The sequence below is a fragment of the Yersinia sp. 2542 StPb PI genome (genome assembly GCF_048593855.1).
In the GTDB taxonomy this organism is placed as follows: domain Bacteria; phylum Pseudomonadota; class Gammaproteobacteria; order Enterobacterales; family Enterobacteriaceae; genus Yersinia; species Yersinia enterocolitica_E.
Genome location: NZ_JAZGQA010000320.1, coordinates 1 through 2433, shown reverse-complemented (window position 1 = coordinate 2433; position 2433 = coordinate 1). Strand labels below are relative to the sequence as shown.

The window sequence follows — 2433 nt, the reverse complement described above, 5'->3', positions numbered from 1 at the left end:
GTGGTGGGCGATACCAGATTCGAACTGATGACCCCCTCCGTGTAAAGGAGATGCTCTACCAACTGAGCTAATCGCCCTCATCTATCTCATTTATTGCATAACACGTCGAGTTTGGTGGGCGATACCAGATTCGAACTGATGACCCCCTCCGTGTAAAGGAGATGCTCTACCAACTGAGCTAATCGCCCCGCCGTGTTGTTGGAGTCGCATTATAGGGATAGTTCGAAGTGAGTCAACGGTTTTTAAAACGAAAACAATCGTTCGCCGCAAATTTAAACAGGATGCGATATTTATCGCCGCTATGAACCTTTATTAAATGATCCCCAAAATATTTCAAGGTGTAGGACGGCGGCAAACAAATGAACCCGATGAGCTTACCCAAGTATGTGATTCGGGTGAGTGAGTGCGGCCAACACACCTGCAATTTGAAAGATGATGGGAATATCATCAATTGCATACCGGTAACATCGTTGAGGAATTACTACAGGGTGGTAGAATGTCGCCTACTTTTTCAAATTTCGAGCAACTGTCAGCTTTTGCTGACCGGCGTAGCGTAATAAGGCATCGATTCCAATGAAGATCAAAACCCGTTTTGCACCCAGTCCTACCGGCTATCTCCATGTAGGTGGCGCACGCACCGCATTGTATTCCTGGCTGTTCACCCGTCATTTAGGTGGTGAATTTGTTCTGCGCATTGAAGATACCGATCTTGAGCGCTCAACTCAGGAAGCCATCGACGCTATTATGGACGGTATGAACTGGTTGAATCTGGATTGGGATGAAGGCCCGTATTTCCAAACCAAACGGTTCGATCGCTACAATGCGGTGATTGACCAAATGTTGGAAAAGGGCACCGCTTATCGCTGCTATTGTTCTAAAGAGCGCCTGGAAGAGTTGCGTGAAACCCAAATGGCCAATGGCGAGAAACCTCGCTACGATGGTCGTTGCCGCGATAGCCAGTGCACTCATGGCGCTGATGAGCCATCAGTGGTGCGTTTTCGCAACCCGCAGGAAGGCTCGGTCATTTTCGACGACAAAATCCGTGGCCCTATTGAATTCAGCAATCAGGAACTGGATGACTTAATCATCCGCCGTACCGATGGTTCACCAACCTATAACTTCTGTGTCGTCATCGATGACTGGGATATGGAAATCACCCATGTTATCCGTGGTGAAGACCATATCAACAATACACCGCGCCAGATTAATATTCTGAAAGCATTAGGCGCGCCAGTGCCTGAGTATGCTCATGTATCAATGATTCTGGGTGATGACGGTAAAAAACTGTCTAAACGCCACGGGGCTGTTGGTGTTATGCAATACCGCGATGACGGCTATCTGCCAGAGGCACTACTGAACTATTTGGTGCGTTTGGGTTGGTCTCATGGTGATCAGGAGATTTTCTCTGTGGCCGAGATGACCGAGCTGTTTACCCTCGATGCGGTCAGTAAGTCAGCCAGTGCATTCAATACTGAAAAATTACAGTGGTTGAATCATCACTATATCAATAGCCTGCCACCAGAGCATGTTGCTGTTCACCTGTCATGGCATGTTGAACAACTGGGGCTTGATACCCGTAATGGCCCTGAGTTAGTTGAAATCGTAAAACTGCTAGGTGAGCGCTGCAAAACGCTGAAAGAGATGGCCGAGTCCTGCCGTTACTTTTACGAAGAGTTTGACGAGTTCGATGCTGATGCGGCTAAAAAACATTTGCGCCCAGTGGCCCGCCAGCCACTTGAAGCAGTTAAAGCCAAACTCGCTGCCATCACCGCCTGGACCACTGAAAACGTTCACAACGCGATTCAGGGCACGGCTGATGAGTTAGGTGTAGGTATGGGTAAAGTGGGGATGCCGCTGCGTGTCGCAGTCACTGGTGCGGGTCAATCGCCAGGGATGGATGTCACTGTCCATGCTATCGGTCAGGCACGCTCACTGGCACGTATTGATAAAGCATTAGCCTTTATCAGCGAGCGCGAAACACAACAATAATACGGTTATTGCTCATTCAATCAGGCGGCTACTCAGGCCGCCTTTTTATTATTACTCGTTAGATAGTTGTGAGCGACATATAATATTTAATGCTAATTACCCGCTGATTTGGCGGCTTTTTCAGCGCTTAACGCGAGAAATCGAATTAGCCGTTGACACTGTTTCAGTGGTTTCATATCATGCGCCCCGTTCACACGATTTATTATGTGCGCATTGGGGCTATAGCTCAGCTGGGAGAGCGCTTGCATGGCATGCAAGAGGTCGACGGTTCGATCCCGTCTAGCTCCACCAAATTTCTTGTTTGATTGCATCATCAGGCCGGAAAAGGGTGGCATCATAGATAAGTCAGTACGAACAACCACATTTGTGGGGCTATAGCTCAGCTGGGAGAGCGCTTGCATGGCATGCAAGAGGTCGACGGTTCGATCCCGTCTAGCTCCACCA

1 protein-coding gene and 4 tRNA genes are annotated in these 2433 nt (G+C 48.7%); 3 read left to right on the top strand and 2 right to left on the bottom strand.

What is annotated here, in order from left to right:
• Position 1 precedes the first annotated feature (1 nt).
• Together V1952_RS21110 and V1952_RS21105 are read right to left on the bottom strand one after the other, a co-directional pair.
• Positions 2-77 (bottom strand) — tRNA-Val (locus V1952_RS21110).
• Positions 78-112: 35 nt separating this feature from the next.
• Positions 113-188: transfer RNA gene (locus tag V1952_RS21105), tRNA-Val, on the bottom strand.
• Positions 189-573: 385 nt separating this feature from the next.
• Here V1952_RS21105 and gltX point away from each other — a divergent pair.
• The 3 genes from gltX to V1952_RS21090 all read left to right on the top strand — a co-directional run bounded on the left by gltX (position 574) and on the right by V1952_RS21090 (position 2433).
• Positions 574-1989 carry a glutamate--tRNA ligase gene (gltX, locus tag V1952_RS21100; protein ID WP_372559573.1) on the top strand — a complete coding sequence of 472 codons (1416 nt, stop codon included), beginning with the start codon at positions 574-576 and terminating at the stop codon, positions 1987-1989.
• Positions 1990-2204: 215 nt separating this feature from the next.
• Positions 2205-2280: transfer RNA gene (locus tag V1952_RS21095), tRNA-Ala, on the top strand.
• A gap of 77 nt (positions 2281-2357) precedes the next feature.
• Positions 2358-2433: transfer RNA gene (locus tag V1952_RS21090), tRNA-Ala, on the top strand.

Bases quoted from the DNA above. Each gene is read 5' to 3' on its own strand.
- gltX (WP_372559573.1), top strand. From the start codon at position 574: ATGAAGATCAAAACCCGTTTTGCACCCAGTCCTACCGGCTATCTCCAT.